The sequence below is a fragment of the Serratia sp. OS31 genome (assembly GCF_014164835.1).
GTDB classification, from domain to species: Bacteria; Pseudomonadota; Gammaproteobacteria; order Enterobacterales; family Enterobacteriaceae; genus Serratia; species Serratia liquefaciens_A.
Map to the genome: position 1 here is coordinate 176,930 of NZ_JACJFQ010000006.1, position 15,753 is coordinate 192,682.

Genomic DNA, 15,753 nt, shown 5'->3' on the forward strand with positions numbered 1-15,753 from the left:
AGAGCCGGTCGATAATGGCAGCACCCATCAACCGGTTCTTACATCACGTAATGCGACAAAATTACTGAGCAGCTCATGTGTTTCGACTAACGGCAAACCCATCACCGCATGATAACTCCCGGTTATCGTTCTGACGAAACAACCACCCTTTCCTTGAATTCCGTAGGCGCCCGCTTTATCCATCGGCTCGCCCGTAGCAATATAGTCGCAGATATCCTGCTGTGACAGGTTGCGGAATGTCACGTCTGTCACCACCAGTTGGCACAGAACGTCATGGCGATCGGCGATCGCCACCGCGGTCATCACCTGGTGCTGTTTACCCGACAGCGCCGCCAGCATTTGCGCCGCGTGCGTCTCGTCCTGGGGTTTTTCCAACACCCGGCCATTGAGCACCACAATGGTATCGGCACCCAGCACCGGCCACGCCTGCGGTGCCAGCGCCACGCCGGCTTTGGCCTTATCCTGCGCCAAACGGCGCACGTAGGCTTCCGCAGCTTCCCCTTCCTGCCGCTGCTCTTCGGTATCCGTCAGGATAACTTCAAAGGGAACGCCCAATAGGGTCAGTAATTCATGTCGACGGGGAGATCCGGAGGCCAGATAAAGCGAAGTCATTGATATACCCTTACTGTACGGCGAACTGACGGCGAATTTTACGCATCAGCAGGAATAACCACGGCCACAGGATGCCGTTTACCACACTACTCCAGAACACCTCTGGGCGGAAAGAAACGTTGATCACTAAAAACTCGGCCCAGAACACCACAACGTCCATCGCCAGTGACAGCAGCACGACGATCAGCGCCTGTTGCCAGAGCGCCATATTGCGGAACAGTTGGAATTTGAACGCCACCAGATAGGCAATGATGCCTAACGCCAGTGCGCGCACGCCCAGCGTGGAACCGAGGATCAGATCCATAATCAACCCCAGCACGAAGCCGGTGCCGACGTTAACCCGATGAGGCAGCGCCATCACCCAGTAGATCAGGATCAAAGCCAGCCAGGAGGGACGGAACATGTAGATCTGTTCCGGCCACGGCATGATTTGCAGCACCAGCGCCACCAGGAATGACAGCCAGATTATCCAGCGCCCGTTGCTGCGGTAACGATTCATTGCGTGACTCCCGCGGCAGGAGCAGCGGTTTGTACTGCGGCCCCGGTTGCTGGAGCAGGCAGAGGCAATTGCGGCCCAACCGCATCGGCCGGCGGCAGAACCTGCGGCATCATCTGCATCAGACGCTCATTGGCGACGCGATGAACTTCATCAGGCGGCAACGGCATGTCGCCGTTACGATCGGCCCCCCACAGCAGCAGCAAATAGCGCAAGCGCTGTAGCCCCGCAGTAGGCCGTGCCTGGATCACGGTATAGGCACGCTGATTATCCACTTTGACCGAGGATACCACCGCCACCGGATAACCTTCCGGGAAGCGGCCACCAAGGCCGGAAGTGACCAGCACATCGCCCACGCGGATATCAGTATTGTTCGGCAGATGTTCGAGCTGTAAATCGTCGGCACAACCGCTGCCTGCGGCGATCACCCGAATATCGTTGCGCAGCACCTGGATGGGCAGTGCGTGTGAAGCATCGCAGATCAGCAGCACGCGGCTGGTGACTTTAGCCACCGCCACCACCTGGCCCACGACGCCTTTATCACTGATGACCGGCTGGCCTTCATAAACGCCGTTATCCGATCCTTTGTCGATCACCACCTGATCGCTGTAAGGATCCGAGCCGGTCGAGATCACCTGAGTGACCATTTTGTGTTCGTCCTGGCGCAGCGGTGAACCTAACAGCTCACGCAAGCGGGCGTTTTCCTGCTTGAATTGGCCAAGAAGAAGAATATCGCTGTTTTTCAGCAGCAGTTCCTGCCGCAGAGCCCGGTTTTCCAGCTCCAGCTGTTGGCGGGTAGCCAGCGTTTCTGAAACGCTGTCCAAAACTTTACGTGGCCCATTGGCCAAAAAATAGAAAGGGCTGACGGCCGTGTCCATGTAGTTACGTATTTTCACGAACGTACCGAGACGGCTATCGGCAACGATCAGGCCAATGGCCACGATCACTGCCAAAAAAAGTCGTAGTTGCAGGGAAGGCCCCCTGCTAAAAATCGGCTTCATAAATTATGCGTGTTCCTCGACAACAGAAAGAGGAACCGTACCTGATTTTCGCTTTGCGCATTCACCCGATACGATTCCTCCTTCTTGGGGCTGACTATTCTTCGCTGAACAAATCGCCGCCATGCATGTCGATCATTTCCAACGCCTTGCCACCGCCACGTGCTACGCAGGTCAGCGGATCTTCTGCCACGACTACCGGGATCCCGGTTTCTTCCATCAGCAGGCGATCCAGGTTGCGCAGCAATGCGCCACCGCCGGTCAACACCATACCGCGTTCGGAAATGTCGGAAGCCAGCTCTGGCGGACACTGCTCCAGCGCCACCATCACCGCACTGACGATGCCGGTCAACGGCTCCTGCAACGCTTCAAGGATTTCATTGGAATTCAGGGTAAAGCCGCGTGGCACGCCCTCAGCCAGGTTACGGCCGCGAACTTCGATTTCATGCACTTCATCGCCCGGATAAGCGGAACCGATGCCGTGCTTGATGCGTTCGGCGGTCGCTTCACCGATCAGTGAGCCGTAGTTGCGACGCACGTAATTAATGATGGCTTCGTCGAAACGGTCGCCGCCGATGCGCACGGAAGAAGAGTAGACCACACCGTTCAGTGAGATCACCGCCACTTCAGTGGTACCGCCACCGATATCCACCACCATCGAACCTGTCGCTTCAGAAACCGGCAGGCCGGCGCCGATTGCGGCAGCCATAGGTTCTTCAATCAGAAACACCTCACGCGCACCGGCCCCTTGGGCAGATTCGCGGATGGCGCGACGCTCAACCTGAGTTGCGCCAACCGGCACACACACCAGCACGCGCGGGCTTGGCCGCATGAAGCTGTTGCTGTGAACCTGTTTGATAAAGTGCTGCAGCATTTTTTCGGTCACGAAGAAATCGGCGATCACGCCGTCTTTCATCGGGCGAATAGCCGCGATATTGCCGGGCGTACGCCCCAGCATTTGTTTAGCCTCATGACCCACGGCCGCAACGCTCTTGGGTGAACCGGCACGATCCTGGCGAATGGCAACCACCGACGGTTCGTTCAGTACAATGCCTTGCCCTTTAACATAAATCAGGGTATTGGCGGTACCCAAGTCGATGGACAAGTCATTGGAAAACATGCCACGAAATTTCTTAAACATAACTAAAGGATAATCCTGCAAGCTGGGGGCGGAAAATAAAATCCGCCTACTTTACCAACCACACGAAGCAGCGACAAGGCGCAAAAACGTTCTACTTCGGTGAAAAATAGTCTGTATTGTTTCTGCTCGAATGCACGGAAATTGGATGAGGCCTGAATTCCCTGAACAAAGGCTCAGTTTACCACCCTGTCAGCGCACGAAACGGCGTAACACAGCTCATAAAATCTAACATATTCCCTGATTGCCGCTGGTGGTAAGCACCTACCAACGTTCAACAGAAAAGGACTGACAAGAGCCTATATCAAATAGGCGTCATTGTCGCAGGCAGTTTGGGGGGAATCCCAAAATGACAGAGAAAAAAGCCCAGATGAATTGGCGCTCATTCTACGTTAATTTTTGTTCGGTATTCAGGTTAAACACGATAACGACGCGAATATTTTTTACGCCCGACGTCTATCGGTTCCGGCGACGCGAAAAAGTCGCCCTGTCCACCGAGGATCCCTCGCTCTTTCAGCGTCTGCCATTCATTACGCGTCCGCACGCTGGCGGCGAAAACCTGAGTGCTGGTGCCTTCGCAGGCGCCGGTCAGGCTCTGAACGAACAGCTGATTTTCATCACGCTTATCAATACTCCGCACCAGACCTGGATGGAGCTTAACCAACTCCACCGGTAAGGACTTGATATAGGAGGTACTTACCACGGTTAACCCGGCCTGGGACACCGCCAGACGACAGCCCAAGCCTGACAGTAACTTCAGTACCGGACGTAAACGGTCGATATGTTGACACACGTCTGCCTCTGCAAGTTCAATCAGAATTCGCCGACGATGACTTTTTTCACACTGTAACAGGCTATCACGCAGCCAACGTTGGAAACTGCGCTGCAATAGTGAGTCTACGCTCAGCGTGAAGGCCAACGTCTCTTCGGGCCACAGCGTCAGTAAAGGAAGAATACGGCTCAGATGTTGGCGATCGTAGCTTTCCGCCAGCCCTAACTGCCGCACCAGAGGCATATACTCCGATGGCAGCAGTTCCTGGGTGCCATCGTAGATCCGGCTCATGATCTCACGGTGGTGCACTTCCCCTTCCACCGTCACCGCCGGTTTCTGATACAAACGCGGTCCTCCCCGCGCCAGCACCTGTTCCAGCAGGGTGCGCCACTTGACGCTGCCGCGCCCTTTTTCCGGCACCTGGCTGTCATAAACATACCAGCCGTTTTCACCTTGCAACGTAGCATGGCGCGTTGCCTGCTCCGCGTAATCGATCACCTGCTCGGTGGTTTGCCCGCTGCGGTACGCCACGATACCAATGTGCAAAAATGCTTCGCGATCGACCAGCACCGTTGAAGGCAAGGCGTCAATCGCGTGCACCAGCTGTGAAGCAATGCCGTCCGCCTCTTTCAGCGTACGGTGCGGCAGCAGGACGGTGAAGTCGCTGTGGAAATAACGCGCCAGCAGCGCCGCCGGATAACGCATCACGAAGGTCGACAGCAGATTGACCAACGAATACATCAGTTCCTGCACCGCGCTGTTTCCGTGAATTTCCCGCAGCGTGTCAAAATCGGGCAGCCGTACCATCATCACAATGCCGTGCGAGCCTTCTTCTTCCAACTGTGTGGTTAGCTGGTTGTCGAAGAACAGTCGGTTATTAAGGCCGGTTTTGGCATCCTGAGCGGCAAAGGCGCGGATCAAGGTATCGACCCGATTGCGTTCCTCGCGCGCTTCCGCCAAATCTGCCAGCAAGCGATCGAGCGCGCCGCTGACGTTCGCCGGCCATTCGCGCATGTCGCCCTGCATCACGCTCTCTCTTTCGCCGTTGAGGATGCGTCGTGCACGGCGTTCCAGCCGGTCCTCTCCGTCGGCCTGATCGCGAAGCCAGCGCAGGCTAAACAGCAAAATCATCACCATCACCACGATCGAAAGCGTCACGGCAGCGGTAGATTGCAACGAGCGTACGTCGCTGGCGAAGGGGTCAATATAAGTAATTTGCAGTGCCGCGCCGGGGTGTTGCATCAGCGGTAGAGCCACCTGCTTGTAGCCGTTGAGGGGATCCCAGGGCTGCTTGAGCGTCGGCAATTTATAGGAAAGGAGGTTGCTGTGGCTGGTATCCACGCTGACTGCCACAATACCCAGTGGGCGCATCACCAACGGCAACCAGCGTTTCTGCTCCTCTGGGGATTCACGCAGCATCGCCTGATCGAGCGAGGTCATCAGCGACTCGAAGCGGCGCTCCAGACGCTCTTGAGTGACGTAAAAGAAGCTGTATGAGCAGCCCATCAGCATCAAAAACATCGCCAAAGCAACAAGCAAGGTGATCAATGCAGAGAGTTTGGTGGTGAATCGCATCCCTGTGCCTTGTCCGGTATGGTTACGTGAGTTTTCACCTTTGGAAGTATAAAGGCCCCGAATCCGCTCAAATGAATCCAACACAATATCCTGATTTTTTTAATGAATAGCGGCACCGCTCCGGCGATACCCATTGTCGGTTCACGCAACCCAAGCTACCAAGCCTCGACAACGAAGAAAACCTTCAATCACCCTTTTTTGTCTTTTATCAGGACATAAATTTCTTATATGCATATAGTCAATTAAATCTGATTCAGCCATCCATGGCAAAAATGTAAACAAGAGGAAGAGTGACATGCGTGCACTGTTATTGGAACAACAAGGCGATCAAACTCTGGCTCACATCAAGGATATCAGCAGCGATCTGCTGCCAGACGGTGATGTCAGGGTAGACGTCAACTGGTCCAGCCTTAACTATAAAGATGCGTTGGCGATCACCGGCAAAGGCAAGATCGTGCGTAACTTCCCGATGGTGCCAGGCATCGATTTCGCCGGTACGGTACGCGAAAGCCGCGACGATCGTTTTAAAGAAGGCCAAAGCGTGGTGCTTACCGGTTGGGGGGTCGGCGAAAACCACTGGGGCGGCCTGGCCGAACAGGCGAGGGTTTCCGGCGAATGGCTGGTGCCGCTGCCGAACGGGCTGGATGAACGCAAAGCGATGATCCTGGGGACGGCCGGCTTTACCGCCATGCTGTGCGTAATGGCGCTGGAAGAAGGTGGCGTGCGCCCGGACGACGGCGATATTTTGGTTACCGGTGCCAGCGGCGGCGTTGGCAGTACGGCCATCGCCATTCTGGCAGCATTGGGCTATCACGTCACCGCCATCAGCGGGCGCGAGAGCAATACCGAGTACCTGAAAGCGCTGGGCGCCAAAGAAGTCCTGTCGCGCGACGGCTATCTGGAAGCCCCGCGTCCGCTGGAAAAGCAGCTCTGGGCCGGGGCAGTAGATACCGTCGGCGACACGCTGCTGGCGCGAGTCCTGGCACAAATGAATTATAACGGCACGGTCGCCGCCTGTGGCCTGGCCGGTGGCTATCACCTGCCCACCACGGTGATGCCGTTTATCCTGCGCAATGTTCGCCTGCAGGGCGTGGATTCGGTGCATACGCCACTGCATCGCCGTCAAACCGCCTGGGAGCGCCTGGCGGGGATTCTGCCGGACAGTTTCTACCAACAGGCCACCCAGGAAATTACCCTGGAACAGGCACCGGCCACCGCCGTCGCGCTGCTGGATCACCAAGTGACCGGCCGCACTCTGGTGAAAATCCGCTAAGTTTTATCCCCCCCGGCAACGGGGGGAGCATCCGCCTGCGAAATTTCATATTTTCCCGCGTCCTCTCGCATATAGCCTGATTTCACGCCATGCTTACAACACAGGATACCCCAGCATACTGTAGGGGCGTTGCATGCTGCGCCCGCGTTATTCGGGGCAAAGATAGCCGCCCTCTACAGTCACTCTGACGGGTGCAGGTTTGAATGCCCGCAACTGAAAGGCTGCGGGGATAAAACGCGGAGAAAACACCATGAGAAAGCCCCCTAAATTGACCGAAGCCGATGTCACGCCCGAGAGCGTGTTTCATCAGCGGCGTAAAGTGCTGCAGGCGTTGGGTATCACCGCCGCGTCGCTGGCCTTGCCGCTTAATGCACAGGCCGATTTGCTGTCATGGTTCAAAGGCAACGATCGTCCCAAGGCCCCCGCCGGCAAACCGCTGGAATTCAGCAAACCGGCAGCCTGGCAGGCTCAACTGGCCATGACGCCGGAAGACAAAGTCACCGGTTACAACAACTTCTACGAATTCGGTCTCGATAAAGCCGATCCTGCCGCGAATGCCGGCGGCCTGAAAACCGAAGGCTGGAAAGTACGTATCGACGGCGAGGTCGCCAAACCGATCACCTTGGACATTGATGACTTGATCAAACGCTTTCCGCTGGAAGAACGCATCTACCGTATGCGCTGCGTGGAAGCCTGGTCGATGGTGGTGCCCTGGATTGGCTTTGAGCTGGGTAAGCTGATCAAGCTGGCGGAGCCGAACAGCAATGCCCGCTACGTCGCTTTCCAAACGCTGTACGATCCGGAGCAAATGCCGGGACAGAAAGACCGTTTTATCGGCGGCGGGCTGAAGTACCCCTATGTCGAGGGCCTGCGTCTCGATGAAGCCATGAACCCGTTGGCCCTGCTGACCGTCGGCGTATACGGCAAAACGCTGCCGCCGCAAAACGGTGCGCCGCTGCGGTTGATTACCCCCTGGAAATACGGTTTTAAAGGCATCAAGTCGATCGTCCATATCCGTCTGGTGCGCGATCAGCCGCCCACCACCTGGAATGAATCTGCGCCGAATGAATACGGCTTCTATGCCAACGTGAACCCGAACGTCGATCATCCACGCTGGTCACAGGCGACCGAACGCTTTATCGGCTCCGGCGGCATTCTGGACGTTAAACGCCAACCCACGCTGCTGTTTAACGGCTATGGTGAACAGGTAGCGTCGCTGTATCGCGGCCTGGATCTGCGGGAGAATTTTTAAGTGCGCTTAACACCGACCCATATCATAGGGATCAAGGTTGCCATTTATCTGGCGGCATTCCTGCCTTTTCTCTGGCTGGTGCTGTCGGTGGACCAGGGTTGGTTCAGCGCCGATCCCGCCAAAGATATTCAGCATTTTACCGGCAGAATGACGTTGAAACTGTTGCTGGCGACCTTGATGATTGCGCCACTGGCGCGCTATGCCCGGCAACCGCTGCTGATTCGCTGTCGTCGTCTGGTGGGACTATGGTGTTTTGCCTGGGGCACGCTGCATCTGATAAGCTATTCGACGCTGGAGCTGGGGCTGAGCAATATCGGCCTGCTGGGGCGCGAACTGGTCGCCCGTCCTTACCTGACGCTCGGCATTGTCAGTTGGCTGATCCTGCTGGCGCTGGCCGCAACCTCCACGCTGTGGGCGATGCGCAAACTGGGGGCCAAGTGGCAAACCTTGCATAATCTGGTCTATCTGGTGGCGATCCTGGCGCCGATTCACTACCTGTGGTCGGTAAAAACCTTTTCGCCACAGCCCTTCATTTATGCCCTGCTGGCCGTCGCGCTGCTGGCGCTGCGATACAAGAAATTCCGCAATTGGTGGCGTTAAAAGGCGGAACTTTTCTGTGTTCTACCCCTCATAATGCAATATCGCCCTGGCCAGTTTACCGATTTAGGGTTGAATATCTTCGCTGATAAGACCAGTATTTAGCTGCGAATTGCTACGATATCGTTATAATGCCCGACCTTGTTCCTGTTCTCAGGGTGAATTTTCCCCTTAACAGGTGACAAATCTGTGACGTCGGGTTATTTTCTACGATGATGGTTTTATTGCCGGAGATACCAGCACAATGGCGGATAAGTTTCACATTTTGCTTCTGAACGGCCCCAATCTGAATCTTCTGGGGACGCGTGAGCCGGAGAAGTACGGCAGCACGACGTTAACAGAGATTGTTAATGGATTGGAAAACCAGGCATCCGCACTGGATATTACCCTGAGCCATCTGCAGTCTAACGCCGAACATGCGCTGATCGATCGCATACACCAGGCGCGCGGCAACACAGATTTTATTCTGATTAACCCTGCCGCGTTCACGCATACCAGCGTGGCGCTGCGTGATGCATTGCTGGCGGTGCAGATCCCGTTTATCGAGATCCACCTCTCCAACGTGCATGCCCGAGAGCCTTTCCGCCATCACTCTTACCTCTCCGACATTGCGGTAGGCGTGATTTGCGGCCTCGGCGCGGATGGCTACACATTTGCTTTACAGGCAGCGGTTAACCGTCTGTCGAAAACCCACTAATTGCTACGCAAAAGAGTACGGAATCACACTCATGGATATTCGTAAAATCAAGAAACTGATCGAACTGGTTGAAGAATCAGGCATTTCTGAACTGGAAATCTCTGAAGGCGAAGAGTCAGTTCGCATCAGCCGCGCTGCTCCAGCGCAGGCTTACCCAATGATGCCACAGGCATACGCAATGCCGGCACAGCCGCAGCCAGCACTGGCTACCGCCGTTGCCAGCGCACCAGCCGAAACGCCTGCAGCACCAGCGGCCATGAGTGGCCACGTCGTTCGTTCCCCAATGGTCGGTACTTTCTACCGCACGCCAAGCCCGGATGCGAAAGCCTTCATCGAAGTCGGCCAGAAAGTGAACGCCGGCGACACTCTGTGCATCGTTGAAGCCATGAAAATGATGAACCAGATCGAAGCGGACAAATCCGGCGTGGTGAAAGCCATCCTGGTAGAGAACGGCCAACCGGTAGAATTTGACGAGCCACTGGTCGTCATCGAATAACGAGGCGAACATGCTTGATAAAATTGTTATCGCCAACCGTGGCGAGATCGCGCTTCGTATCCTGCGTGCTTGTAAAGAGCTGGGTATCAAAACCGTTGCCGTACACTCGACAGCGGATCGCGATCTGAAACACGTACTGCTGGCTGACGAGACCGTGTGTATCGGTCCTGCGCCATCGGTAAAAAGTTACCTGAATATCCCGGCAATCATCTCTGCGGCTGAAATCACCGGCGCAGTGGCGATCCACCCGGGCTACGGCTTCCTGTCTGAAAACGCCGATTTCGCCGAGCAGATCGAACGCTCCGGCTTTATCTTCATTGGCCCGAAAGCCGAAACTATCCGCCTGATGGGCGACAAGGTTTCCGCCATCAATGCCATGAAGAAAGCCGGCGTGCCTTGCGTACCTGGCTCCGATGGCCCGCTGACCGACGACATGGATAAAAACCGTGCCTTCGCCAAGCGCATCGGTTATCCGGTCATCATCAAGGCGTCCGGCGGCGGCGGCGGCCGTGGCATGCGCGTAGTGCGCAACGACAAAGACCTCGAGCAATCCATTTCCATGACCAAGGCGGAGGCCAAAGCGGCTTTCAACAACGACATGGTTTACATGGAAAAATTCCTGGAAAACCCACGCCATATCGAAATTCAGGTGTTGGCGGACGGTCAGGGTAATGCCATCTATCTGGCCGAGCGCGACTGCTCCATGCAGCGTCGCCACCAGAAAGTGGTTGAAGAGGCTCCGGCACCTGGCATCACCAGCGAAATGCGCCGTTATATCGGCGAGCGCTGCTCGAAGGCCTGTGTGGAAATCGGCTATCGCGGTGCGGGGACTTTCGAGTTCCTGTATGAAAACGGCGAGTTCTATTTCATCGAAATGAACACCCGTATTCAGGTTGAGCATCCGGTTACCGAGATGATCACCGGCGTGGATCTGATCAAAGAGCAGCTGCGTATCGCTGCCGGTCAGCCGCTGTCGATCAAACAGGAAGAAGTGAAGGTTCACGGCCACGCGGTAGAATGCCGTATCAACGCCGAAGACCCGAACACCTTCCTGCCTAGCCCAGGCAAGATCACCCGTTTCCATGCGCCAGGCGGTTTCGGCGTGCGTTGGGAATCTCATATTTACGCCGGTTATACCGTACCGCCGTACTATGACTCCATGATCGGCAAACTGATCACCTACGGTGAAAACCGTGACGTGGCGATTGCCCGCATGAAGAACGCCCTGGCTGAGCTGATCATCGATGGCATCAAAACCAACGTTGAACTGCAACAGCGGATCATGAGTGACGAAAACTTCCAGCACGGTGGCACCAACATCCACTATCTGGAGAAAAAGCTCGGTCTGCAGGAAACCTAAGGCAGGCATCCATCTCGCCTGACAGAAGGCCGGTTAATCACCGGCCTTTTTCTTTTTTCACCTCAGGCGAGGTAACGGCTTGGCAAAACCCCGTCTTGCCGTAGAATTCCCTACCTTTGGCAAATCCATAGCCGTATATCTATTGGAGAAACGGATGGACACTCGCTTTATTCAAGCTCACCGCGAAGCACGCTGGGCACTGGGCCTGACGCTGCTTTATCTGCTGGCCTGGTCGCTGGCGGCCTATCTGCCGGACAGCGCATCCGGCATTACCGGTCTGCCGCACTGGTTCGAAATGGCCTGCCTGTTGGTTCCGCTGCTGTTCATTGGCCTGTGTTGGCTAATGGTACGTGGCGTATTCCGCGATATTTCACTGGAGGACAGCGATGCAAACTGAAGTCATTGTCCCGCTGGTCGCCTATCTGTTGCTGGTGTTCGGGCTGTCGGTTTATGCCTATAGCCGACGCCAAAGCGGCAACTTCCTCAGCGAATATTTCCTGGGCAACCGGTCGATGGGCGGCTTCGTGCTGGCCATGACCCTGACCGCTACCTATATCAGTGCCAGTTCGTTTATCGGGGGCCCCGGTGCCGCCTACAAATACGGCCTTGGCTGGGTGCTGTTGGCGATGATCCAACTACCGGCGGTTTGGCTTTCGCTCGGCGTGCTGGGCAAGAAGTTTGCCATTCTGGCGCGCCGCTACAACGCCATTACCCTCAACGACATGCTGTACGGCCGCTATCAAAGCCGCCTGTTGGTCTGGCTGGCCAGCCTCAGCCTGTTGGTGGCGTTCCTGGGAGCCATGACGGTGCAGTTTATCGGTGGCGCGCGCCTGCTGGAAACCGCCGCCGGCATTCCTTACGACACCGGTTTGCTGATCTTCGGTATCAGCATCGCGCTGTATACCGCCTTTGGCGGCTTCCGCGCCAGCGTGCTCAATGACGCCATGCAGGGGCTGGTGATGCTGATCGGCACCGTGTTACTGCTGGTTGCGGTGATCCACGCCGCCGGCGGCCTGCACAGCGCCGTAGATAAACTGCAACAGATTGATCCCGCACTGGTATCGCCGCAGGGTGGTGAACAGATCCTCAGCCTGCCGTTTATGGCATCGTTCTGGATCTTGGTATGCTTTGGCGTGATTGGCCTGCCCCACACGGCGGTGCGCTGCATCTCCTACAAGGACAGCAAGGCGGTGCATCGCGGTATCATCCTAGGCACCATGGTCGTAGCGGTGCTGATGTTCGGCATGCATCTGGCCGGCGCTCTGGGCCGTGCAGTGTTGCCAGACCTGAAAATCCCCGATCAGGTGATCCCGACGCTGATGATCACCGTGTTGCCGCCTTATGCCGCCGGTATCTTCCTGGCGGCGCCGATGGCGGCAATTATGTCGACCATCAACGCTCAATTGCTGCAATCTTCTGCCACTATTATTAAAGATCTCTATCTGGGCGTACGCCCGCAGCAGATGCAGAACGAACGCTTGATCAAACGCTTCTCCAGTCTGACCACGCTGGTCCTGGGCTTGCTGGTGCTGTTGGCAGCCTGGCGACCACCGGAAATGATCATCTGGCTGAACCTGCTGGCATTCGGCGGCCTGGAAGCGGTATTCCTCTGGCCACTGGTACTGGGCCTGTACTGGGAACGCGCCAACGCGCAGGGAGCACTTAGCTCCATGGTGACGGGTGCGGTATGCTATACGCTATTGGCCAGTTTCAATCTGCAGCTGGCGGGGTTGCACCCTATCGTGCCTTCGCTGCTGCTTAGCCTGCTGGCGTTTTATATCGGTAACGTCGTCGGCGAAAAGCGCCGGGTGGCGTCATCATTAGCTTCTTAAAGAGAATTGTTATGCCTTGGATCCAACTAAAACTGAACACCACCGGCAGTCAGGCGGAAGACCTGAGCGACGCGCTGGTTGAAAGCGGCGCAGTATCGGTCACCTTCCAGGACACCCACGACAATCCGGTGTTCGAACCGCTGCCGGGCGAAACCCTGCTGTGGGGCGATACCGATGTGATCGGGCTGTACGATGCCGAAACCGACATGGCCGAGGTGGTCGCGATGCTGGAACAGCATCCGCTGCTGGGCACTGGCTTCCGCCATAAGATCGAACAGCTGGAAGACAAGGACTGGGAGCGCGAGTGGATGGACAACTTCCACCCGATGCGCTTCGGCGAACGTCTGTGGATTTGCCCAAGCTGGCGCGACGTGCCCGATCCGAACGCGGTCAACGTGATGCTGGACCCGGGCCTGGCATTTGGTACCGGCACTCACCCAACGACTGCACTGTGCCTTCAATGGCTGGACGGCCTCGATCTGGCCGGTAAAACCCTTATCGACTTCGGCTGTGGTTCCGGCATTCTGGCAATTGCCGCGCTGAAGCTCGGTGCAGCGCGCGCTATTGGCATCGATATCGATCCCCAGGCCATTCAGGCCAGTCGCGACAACGCGCAGCGTAACGGCGTTTCAGAGCGTCTGGAGCTGTATCTGCCGAAAGACCAGCCTGCCGATCTGCTGGCCGACGTGGTCGTCGCCAACATCCTGGCCGGCCCGCTGCGTGAGCTTGCACCCTTGATCGGCTGTCTGCCGAAGTCCGGCGGTTATCTGGGCCTGTCCGGCGTGTTGGCCACGCAGGCAACAAGCGTGGCGCAAGCCTATGAAGATAAATTCACGCTGGATCCGGTCGCAGAGCGTGAAGAGTGGTGCCGCATCACCGGTCAGCGCAAGTAATCCCCTTACTGCCCTGAAAAAACCACCGCCAATGTAGCCCGTTGCGGTGGTTTTTTTGTTTTTCCTGCCGGTGCGACGACGACACCGCACGCCCTTGAAACGGCCTGGCAAATTCACCGCGATCCTGGACACTTTCTGCCTAAGCCTTCACCGGGCGATTTCAGCATAATTCAGCCCATTCTCAATGAAAAACCCTGACAAACGACTTAAATCACTGCCGTTCTCGGGCTGAATCGAGACTCATTACAGATAAAATCCTGTTGTATTGGGAATATTTTATAGCGCACTAATTAACCAAAATCAGGCAAGCCATTGTTAAATATATATAATATTTTTATGAATCGCGGCATGCCGCATTTTTAATGACGAATAGCGGCCAATTGGTCAAAGTTTGGCCTTTCATCTCAACGCAAAAATGCGTAATATACGCGCCCTTGCGGACACAGTATGGTTACTCTTTGTCTATGCGCATTGGACACCACCAGCTTACAAATTGCCTGATTGCGGCCCCGATGGCCGGCATTACAGATCGCCCATTTAGAACCCTATGTCATGCAATGGGGGCTGGGATGGCTGTATCCGAAATGCTCTCCTCCAATCCGGAGGTGTGGCGGACGGATAAGTCGCGTCTGCGTATGGTCCATAGCGATGAGCCAGGGATCCGCTCCGTGCAGATTGCCGGATGCGATCCGGATGATATGGCCGCCGCGGCGCGTATTAACGTAGCCGGCGGTGCACAGATCATCGACATCAATATGGGTTGCCCGGCCAAGAAAGTGAACCGGAAGCTTGCAGGGTCTGCATTGCTGCAGTACCCGGATCTGGTTAAACAGATCCTCCACGCGGTGGTTAACGCCGTGGATGTGCCGGTAACGCTTAAGATCCGCACCGGCTGGGCGCCAGAACACCGTAACTGTGTAGAGATTGCCCAACTGGCCGAAGACTGTGGTATACAGGCCCTGACTATTCATGGCCGAACCCGCGCCTGCCTGTTCAACGGCAACGCGGAGTACGACAGCATTCGGGCAGTTAAGCAGAATGTTTCCATTCCGATTATCGCGAATGGCGACATTACTGACCCGCATAAAGCCAGAGCAGTGCTCGACTACACCGGGGCTGATGCCCTGATGATAGGCCGCGCTGCTCAGGGGAGACCCTGGATCTTCCGGGAAATCCAGCATTATCTGGACACTGGGGAACTGCTGCCCCCTCTGCCACTTGGCGAGGTTAAGCGTTTGTTGATAGGGCATATTCGGGAATTGCACGGCTTTTACGGCCAAGGCAAGGGATTCCGGATTGCTCGTAAGCACGTCTCCTGGTATCTCCAGGAGCACGCCCCGAATGACCAGTTTCGGCGCACATTCAACGCCATAGAGGATGCCAGCGAACAGCTGGAGGCGTTGGAGGCATATTTCGAAAATCTTGCGTAACAAAAAAGAGCTGACAGAACTATGTTCGAACAACGCGTAAATTCTGACGTACTGACCGTTTCAACCGTGAACTCACAGGATCAAGTGACTCAAAAGCCTCTGCGTGACTCGGTTAAACAAGCACTGAAGAACTATTTTGCTCAACTGAATGGTCAAGACGTTAACGATCTGTATGAGCTGGTATTGGCTGAAGTTGAACAGCCACTGTTGGACATGGTGATGCAATACACCCGTGGCAACCAGACCCGTGCAGCCCTGATGATGGGCATCAACCGCGGTACGCTGCGTAAGAAATTGAAAAAATACGGCATGAACTGATACTAGTCAGTTGG

Annotated in this window: 16 protein-coding genes; 11 read left to right on the forward strand and 5 right to left on the reverse strand. The window is 55.9% G+C overall.

The window, feature by feature from the left end; all coding sequences use genetic code 11:
- Positions 1-27: 27 nt before the first annotated feature.
- The 5 genes from H5P17_RS07990 to csrD all read right to left on the reverse strand — a co-directional run bounded on the left by H5P17_RS07990 (position 28) and on the right by csrD (position 5,591).
- Positions 28-612 (reverse strand): nucleoside triphosphate pyrophosphatase, encoded by a 585-nt coding sequence (locus H5P17_RS07990; protein ID WP_182822208.1) that lies wholly within the window; start codon positions 610-612, stop codon positions 28-30.
- A 10-nt stretch (positions 613-622) separates the two neighbouring features.
- Positions 623-1,111, reverse strand: coding sequence for a rod shape-determining protein MreD (gene mreD / locus H5P17_RS07995; protein ID WP_012147104.1), 489 nt, complete (start codon positions 1,109-1,111; stop codon positions 623-625).
- Complete coding sequence (mreC, locus tag H5P17_RS08000) at positions 1,108-2,109, reverse strand: rod shape-determining protein MreC (protein ID WP_041415027.1); 1,002 nt, start codon at positions 2,107-2,109, stop codon at positions 1,108-1,110. The genes mreD and mreC overlap by 4 nt, the downstream gene beginning before the upstream one ends.
- A gap of 94 nt (positions 2,110-2,203) precedes the next feature.
- A complete protein-coding gene (gene mreB, locus H5P17_RS08005) occupies positions 2,204-3,247 on the reverse strand; it encodes a rod shape-determining protein MreB (protein ID WP_012147106.1) in 1,044 nt (347 codons plus the stop codon).
- 412 nt (positions 3,248-3,659) lie between these two features.
- Positions 3,660-5,591, reverse strand: a complete 1,932-nt coding sequence (gene csrD, locus H5P17_RS08010; RefSeq protein WP_182822210.1) for an RNase E specificity factor CsrD — start codon at positions 5,589-5,591, stop codon at positions 3,660-3,662.
- Positions 5,592-5,886: 295 nt separating this feature from the next.
- Between csrD and H5P17_RS08015 the strand changes: the two genes are divergently transcribed.
- The 11 genes from H5P17_RS08015 (at position 5,887) to fis (ending at position 15,739) form a co-directional block, all read left to right on the forward strand.
- Positions 5,887-6,864, forward strand: a complete 978-nt coding sequence (locus tag H5P17_RS08015) for an MDR family oxidoreductase (protein ID WP_044553734.1) — start codon at positions 5,887-5,889, stop codon at positions 6,862-6,864.
- A gap of 250 nt (positions 6,865-7,114) precedes the next feature.
- Positions 7,115-8,116: a protein-methionine-sulfoxide reductase catalytic subunit MsrP gene (gene msrP / locus H5P17_RS08020; protein ID WP_044553735.1), complete on the forward strand. Its 1,002-nt coding sequence runs from the start codon at positions 7,115-7,117 to the stop codon at positions 8,114-8,116.
- Entirely contained in the window at positions 8,117-8,716 is a 600-nt protein-coding gene (msrQ, locus tag H5P17_RS08025) for a protein-methionine-sulfoxide reductase heme-binding subunit MsrQ (RefSeq protein ID WP_182822212.1), read from the forward strand.
- A 241-nt stretch (positions 8,717-8,957) separates the two neighbouring features.
- Entirely contained in the window at positions 8,958-9,410 is a 453-nt protein-coding gene (gene aroQ / locus H5P17_RS08030; RefSeq protein ID WP_020832079.1) for a type II 3-dehydroquinate dehydratase, read from the forward strand.
- A 31-nt stretch (positions 9,411-9,441) separates the two neighbouring features.
- A complete protein-coding gene (gene accB, locus H5P17_RS08035) occupies positions 9,442-9,906 on the forward strand; it encodes an acetyl-CoA carboxylase biotin carboxyl carrier protein (protein WP_020832085.1) in 465 nt (154 codons plus the stop codon).
- Between the two features lie 10 nt (positions 9,907-9,916).
- Complete coding sequence (accC, locus tag H5P17_RS08040; RefSeq protein ID WP_044553741.1) at positions 9,917-11,266, forward strand: acetyl-CoA carboxylase biotin carboxylase subunit; 1,350 nt, start codon at positions 9,917-9,919, stop codon at positions 11,264-11,266.
- Between the two features lie 154 nt (positions 11,267-11,420).
- The gene (locus H5P17_RS08045) at positions 11,421-11,663 is read left to right on the forward strand and encodes a YhdT family protein (RefSeq protein WP_044553742.1); all 243 of its coding nucleotides are present in this window, start codon (positions 11,421-11,423) and stop codon (positions 11,661-11,663) included.
- Complete coding sequence (panF, locus tag H5P17_RS08050) at positions 11,653-13,098, forward strand: sodium/pantothenate symporter (protein ID WP_044553743.1); 1,446 nt, start codon at positions 11,653-11,655, stop codon at positions 13,096-13,098. Before H5P17_RS08045 ends, panF begins: the two co-directional genes overlap by 11 nt.
- Before the next feature lie 11 nt (positions 13,099-13,109).
- On the forward strand, positions 13,110-13,991 hold the full coding sequence (gene prmA, locus H5P17_RS08055; protein ID WP_044553745.1) for a 50S ribosomal protein L11 methyltransferase: 882 nt from the start codon (positions 13,110-13,112) through the stop codon (positions 13,989-13,991).
- A gap of 464 nt (positions 13,992-14,455) precedes the next feature.
- Positions 14,456-15,421: a tRNA dihydrouridine synthase DusB gene (gene dusB, locus H5P17_RS08060; protein WP_044553902.1), complete on the forward strand. Its 966-nt coding sequence runs from the start codon at positions 14,456-14,458 to the stop codon at positions 15,419-15,421.
- Between the two features lie 21 nt (positions 15,422-15,442).
- Positions 15,443-15,739: a DNA-binding transcriptional regulator Fis gene (fis, locus tag H5P17_RS08065; protein ID WP_000462905.1), complete on the forward strand. Its 297-nt coding sequence runs from the start codon at positions 15,443-15,445 to the stop codon at positions 15,737-15,739.
- Positions 15,740-15,753 lie beyond the last annotated feature (14 nt).